Source organism: Atlanticothrix silvestris CENA357 (genome assembly GCF_016056295.1).
Taxonomy (GTDB): domain Bacteria; phylum Cyanobacteriota; class Cyanobacteriia; order Cyanobacteriales; family Nostocaceae; genus Atlanticothrix; species Atlanticothrix silvestris.
In genome coordinates this window covers 57,509-63,508 of the sequence record NZ_JAECZB010000021.1, presented here as the reverse complement: position 1 = coordinate 63,508, position 6,000 = coordinate 57,509, and the positions used below count along the sequence as shown (strand labels likewise).

4 protein-coding genes are annotated in these 6,000 nt (G+C 40.6%); 3 read left to right on the top strand and 1 reads right to left on the bottom strand.

Features of this window, described 5'->3' with window-relative positions; translation table 11 throughout:
- The first annotated feature begins 184 nt into the window (after positions 1–184).
- Positions 185–880, top strand: coding sequence for a response regulator transcription factor (locus tag I8751_RS11115; protein WP_214439220.1), 696 nt, complete (start codon positions 185–187; stop codon positions 878–880).
- Between the two features lie 475 nt (positions 881–1,355).
- Here I8751_RS11115 and I8751_RS11110 read toward each other — a convergent pair whose 3' ends face one another.
- Positions 1,356–1,637 carry an Npun_R1517 family heterocyst differentiation transcriptional regulator gene (locus tag I8751_RS11110; protein WP_006198627.1) on the bottom strand — a complete coding sequence of 94 codons (282 nt, stop codon included), beginning with the start codon at positions 1,635–1,637 and terminating at the stop codon, positions 1,356–1,358.
- Between the two features lie 814 nt (positions 1,638–2,451).
- Here I8751_RS11110 and ndhM point away from each other — a divergent pair.
- Positions 2,452–2,811: an NAD(P)H-quinone oxidoreductase subunit M gene (gene ndhM / locus I8751_RS11105; protein WP_214439219.1), complete on the top strand. Its 360-nt coding sequence runs from the start codon at positions 2,452–2,454 to the stop codon at positions 2,809–2,811.
- A gap of 837 nt (positions 2,812–3,648) precedes the next feature.
- The gene (locus tag I8751_RS11100) at positions 3,649–5,931 is read left to right on the top strand and encodes a protein phosphatase 2C domain-containing protein (RefSeq protein WP_214439218.1); all 2,283 of its coding nucleotides are present in this window, start codon (positions 3,649–3,651) and stop codon (positions 5,929–5,931) included.
- Positions 5,932–6,000: the final 69 nt, after the last annotated feature.

Here is a 6,000-nt window from a genome sequence, read left to right as displayed (position 1 = left end):
CAGCTACCCCAGCTACCCCCGCTTCCCCTGCTCATTTCACGACGATCTCACTTTTTCGCGTTGCTCCCGCTAAAGTCGAGCGTAATCGGGGTTTTAGCAACCAATGAGTTTTCTGTTGATTCTCTTGTCCAATGGCTGTCAACTTTCGCTAAATTGGAAACAGGTAAACTCAAGGAAACTTTAAATGTCAGCACAATTGTTACTGGTGGATGATGAACCAGGATTGCGGGAAGCCGTGAAAGACTATTTACAAGAAAGCGGTTTCAGTGTTCAAGTCGCCAGTAACGCCCGTGAGGGGTGGGATTTGATGCAGCAAAATACACCAGATTTGGTGATTTCTGATATCATGATGCCCCAGGTAGATGGCTATCAGTTTCTCAAGCAACTACGAGAAGATCCTCGCTTTCAATCGCTCCCAGTAGTATTTTTAACTGCAAAAGGAATGACAGGCGATCGCATCCAAGGTTATCAGGCTGGTGTTGATGCTTATCTACCCAAACCATTCGATCCAGATGAGTTAGTGGCAATAGTAGAAAATTTACTTGTTAGGCGCACAGCTAAGCCTCAAGCTACGGGTGAAGAAGGTGAAACCCCTGATATTGCTGAACTAGCTAATCAGATTGCCCAAATTAAAGCTTTATTAACCCAAAGAAATGCGATCGCTCAATCTCCAACTCCTTTCAAAATTGACTTAACGCCCAGAGAACAAAGCGTTTTAGACTTAGTTGCAGAAGGGTTGATGAATAAAGAAATCGCCCGTCGTTTGGAAACCAGCGTTCGCAATGTAGAAAAATACGTTAGTCGTTTGTTTAGTAAAACTGGCACAAACAGCCGTACCGAGTTAGTTCGTTTTGCTTTAGAACACGGTCTTGCTAAATAGTAAGCTATTCGGCGCTAAATACATCCTAACTGGTACAACAAGCAGGAGCGCTGATTGACATGCAAGCTCCTGCTCAATTAACTTAAGCCTTATGGAACAAGAACTTCTAATTTTTCTAAATTTTCTTATACCTAGTAAAGCTATTTTGCCACATTCATAACTAATAGTTATGCCAATCGAAGTAAAACCCTGGTTAGGTAATGGCATTAAAAATTAATCTTTAAAGACCGTAATCTGCTCAAAAAGCAAGTTCATAAATTGACACGCACCTAAGGATGCCCTTTGTACTAAGGGCGAATATCCCTTGTAGATGCTTTGTGCGGCTTCTGGAAGAGCAGTGTGAACGGACAGCCATAGCCTAAGAGTTAGGTTATACAACCAAACTCACTGTTAGAACAAATGAGCTAACTTCAAAAAATTCACTGTTCAGTGTTTAATAAATGATTGCTCACTACTCAAATTAAATTTTTAGCAACTATTGGTTGTTATCAACAGCATTGCGTAAACGCATCAGTTGTCGTCGCATTTGCGGTGAGGCTTTGAACTCAGAGACTTCTTGAGCTTTGACAGAGGCTTGCAGCGTCTCCAAAAATTCATCAGACCCTTCAGTTAGAGCGTCTAGCAGCACCTGCAACAGTTGTTCGCGATCGCCCAATAGGCTCTTTTCCTCAATCAACCGGAATTTAAGATGGATTTCGCACTCATAAACACCTACTTCGATATTATTTATTTGGCGTGGTAATGCTTTCGAGTTCATAGTTTTGAGGATTCCTGTGCTTTGGTGGTCATGAAAGTGAGGAACTATATCCTCAGCAAAATTATTTATATTTTTTTGAATCCACATCCTTAAGTTAAGAATCTTTCTTCAATCCATAGAGTTTGTATTGCATTTCATTCTCCTGCGCTTTTTCTAGCTAAACTTTACATCATCTAAATCGCTATCTTCCACTACCCGATATGCTTTAGGCAAGCCATAACTATTATTCAGTTTTTAAGATTCTATATAATAAAGTTTCTGTAAGAACTTGTTGCTGCTTTTTAAAGCTTTTTACATCAACTTTATCTTCAAGTCAATAATAGTTTGAGTTGTTACTGAAATTTTGGTGTTTACACGTAAGTAAAAACTCTGTTGTTTTTCGCTTTTATTAAAGCCAGAGCTAGCTGTAACATAATTACGTAAAATTACTGGATGTACGTTTTATTCATCATAAAATTCAGGAGACATTGATAAACAAAATTATCAAAAGTAAAATTTTGCTTTTGCAGGACAATATAGACCATAAATCAAATTCTTCCAGCAGAGTACCTTACTCTAGCGCCTTTTAGACCTGAGGATTACAAAAAATTAGATGAGTTCTGCTAAAGCCGAATTCATTGGCCCATCTCAGGAAATTTGTGGTTCTTCCCAAAAATTGTCATAACCTACCCTGTCATTGTTACGCCAAAAATCTACGGCTGCGACTCTTTAGATAATTAAGTTGTAATCAAACCATAAGAATAGAGAGCATTTAAGCCCAGGTATAGCGTCTACAATGATTTCAGTGTAATTAACCCGAACCTTACACCCTTCTATGGACAATCCAATGCTGCTCAAGTCCACAACCCGGCACATTCGCATTTTTGCGGCAGAAATTGACCGGGATGGCGAACTGATTCCTAGCAATCAGGTCTTAACGTTGGATGTTGACCCAGACAACGAATTCAACTGGAATGAAGATGCTCTGCAAAAGATTTATCACAAATTTGATGAACTAGTAGAAGCATCTAGTGGCCAAGACCTAACAGACTATAACTTACGTCGTGTTGGGTCAGACTTGGAGCATTATTTGCGATCGCTCCTGCAAAAAGGCGAAATCAGCTACAATCTGTCTGCTCGTGTCACCAACTACAGCATGGGACTCCCCCAAGTTGCAGTTGACGAGAATAAATAGGTTTGAAGCTGATAAGTTAAGCGTGATAGTTTTTGTCACTTTTAACTTTTTAGTAGTTAACCACAAAAACTTTGCTGGTTTACTAGTAATCGGCTCTAGCCCTTAAAGTATTTATTCCAGAAGGCTAGAGCCGATTACTCTCAAAAATGCATCGCAAATTTATGCGCCATGTATTCAAATATTTAGTACTTTTTTGGTTCTGATAACTTCAATACTTTTAGATAATTACTTACTGCGATTGAAAGCTTTGATACGTAATTTAGTACTTAAAACAGTGACTATACTTATAATTTGAGAGACAAAATTTGTGGTTTTTGCCTACTTTTGGGGCAGCAGAATGGAGTGAAAATTTTCCCCATTTGTCAACATGGTAAACACTGAATCAAATGAGAAATTTATGCCCTAGATTTAACATAGTGTAAAGTCTAGATTTGCGGAGCTATCAGCCGTCTTAATTCTTAATTAAAGTTAATTAATGCTGGGAGAATTATAAACTAAAGCAATATTGGTATTATCTGACTTTTTGTGATGAGTTAATTTATTAAAACCAAACAGTATAGATACACCTGGGTTATGCTTTGGTGACAGGGTTAGAGTTAGTGGTTATGGCGATGGAGAGTCACAAAGCCAGAGAAGCTATCATGAGGCTGTAGGGTTGACTAAAGGAGTATGTTCTTTGCATAAGTAAGTAAATCAAGTATTAGTATCTGCTGGTGTCTCCCAGCTAAAATCATGCTCCAAAATAGGATGCATCGAGTTCCACAAATATAAGCGGTCTCAACTGCCGCGGTCAAATACTTTTGAATAAATTGCCAATCGCTGATCACTGCGAACACTATGGAAAATGATGCGGCAACGCTCTACTGCCCAAATGAACTTTGTCAGGCTACCAACCCCCTGACTCATAAGTTTTGCCAGCGATGCTCCACACCTCTACCCAAACGTTACCTCTGGGCTGTTGGAGATGGTTTGAGTATGGGTAGCCCTGGAGAAATATTAGCCGATCGCTATTTAGTCATCAATAAATCAGTAGTTCTAGATACTAAACCTGGGTTATTACCCCAAGGGCCTGAGTTAGAGAATTTGCGTGAGATCAAAGCCTATCTAAGACTAATTCCCTATCGCTTAAATGTACCTCAGGTATATGGAGTGATTCCTCTAACTAATGGTAGTTCCCAAAGAGAAATTTTACTTTTAGAAAAGCCACCACTGTTGGCAGATCATACAGTTCCACAAGTACAGCTATGTAGCCAGTTAACTACTGCTTGGCGCGAAGCCACATCAATGCGTCAACTCAATTGGCTATGGCAGATAGCTCATCTTTGGCAACCTTTTGTGAGTGAAGGTGTCGCATCTAGCTTAATAGAACCCCATGTATTACGGGTAGAAGGGCCTTTAATCCGCTTATTACAATTGTGTTTTGACTCTTCAACGGTACCAGACTTATCTTTATTAGGTAAATTTTGGCAACAATTACAGCCTGAGGCGAAACCAGCCATAGCTGAATTTGTCAACCAAATTAGTAATTTTTTAATTCATGGAGAGATTACTTCACCTGAAATACTAATTGCGGTTTTAGATCAAGGATTAGCGGAATTAGGGCGATCGCAAACACCCAAGATTAAAATTGTCACCAAAACTGATACTGGCCCTAGCCGCCAACGTAACGAAGATGCCTGTTACCCACCTAATGGCACAATTGTAACTAAACCACCACAGTCCACAGGCTTGGCCATTGTCTGTGATGGCATTGGTGGACACGAGGGAGGTCTTATCGCCTCCAACTTAGCGATTGAAACAATCCAGCAACAAGTACAGCAACTAACCAAAGTTCCCTACGATCATATAGAACCCTCCCTGCTGTTAGCTGACTTAGATCAGGCAGTAGCAGTAGCCAACGACAAAATTAGCCAACGCAACGACAGCGAAAATCGCCAAGGTCGTCAACGCATGGGTACAACCTTGGTGATGGCCTTACATATAGGCAGCGAAATGTATATTACCCATGTTGGCGACAGTCGTGCCTACTGGATTACACGCCACGGTTGTTATCAAGTTACCCTTGACGACGATGTTGCCTCTCGCGAAGTCAGGTTGGGCTATGCTATTTACCGAGAGGCCATCCAACAGAGTGGTTCTGGCTCGCTAGTACAGGCTTTAGGAATGAGTCCCAGTAACTCATTACATCCCACTTCCCAAAGATTTATTCTCGACGAAGATGCTATTTTTCTGCTTACATCCGATGGACTAAGTGATTTTGATCGAGTGGAGGACTACTGGGAAACAGAAATTTTACCAATTCTGCTTGGAGAAAATGATGTAGTCAATGTTGCGAATAAGTTAGTAGAAATTGCTAACACTAAAAACGGACATGATAATGTCACTATCGCGTTAGTCAATTATCAACTCCGCTACTTTGAACCAGAGTTAAACCTAAAAGCAGTAATTCCAGATGTTTCTGCAATCAAAGCTGCCAATGCTGCGTCCAGAGAAACAGCAGCAACACAATTGCCAACCAACCCTAACCAGAAAACCAAAGTAGTTGCCGAAAGTAAAGCGGCTCCAAGTCTCCAACTGCCATTAAATTTGATTGTGCCGTTAATATTAGTGATTATCGCAGGTTCATTGGGATACTTAGTCATGCGATTACGATCACCAGCAGGTGTATTTCCTACAAAAATTTTAGAACCAATTGCTTCTAATCGACCCCAAGGGCGATCGCTGGCTAACCTCGCCCCTGGATGGGTAATTAAAACCAATCAAGAAATTGCCTTAAGCAATCAGCGAAGTTTCCCCCCAGGTAGTTTTTTGGAAGTGATCGGAACTAAACCCAATCCTCAAACTGCTTCTGGGAACCTGTCGGTGCAGTTGCGACTTTGCTCCACTCCAGTCACACCAAACCCACCAGCAACAGTTAATAATCTAGTAGCTGCCGCACCTGTAGGCAAAGTAGAGTCAAAAGTGTGGGTCGAATTATCTCAACTTAAACGCTTCGATGTCTCTGTTTTACAATCAGATGATACCAGTCCATGTGATACTGTTCCCGAACCTCTAAATAGCCAACCTCCTGTACCAAATGCTCAAAATGTGCCTAGTGCAGTTGAGTTAGATAGTCGATAAACTGGTAAAAACCTGAAATAATACACACAAGGTAAAAGTTTTCCTAGGGGAAAATTGTTATTGAAAATT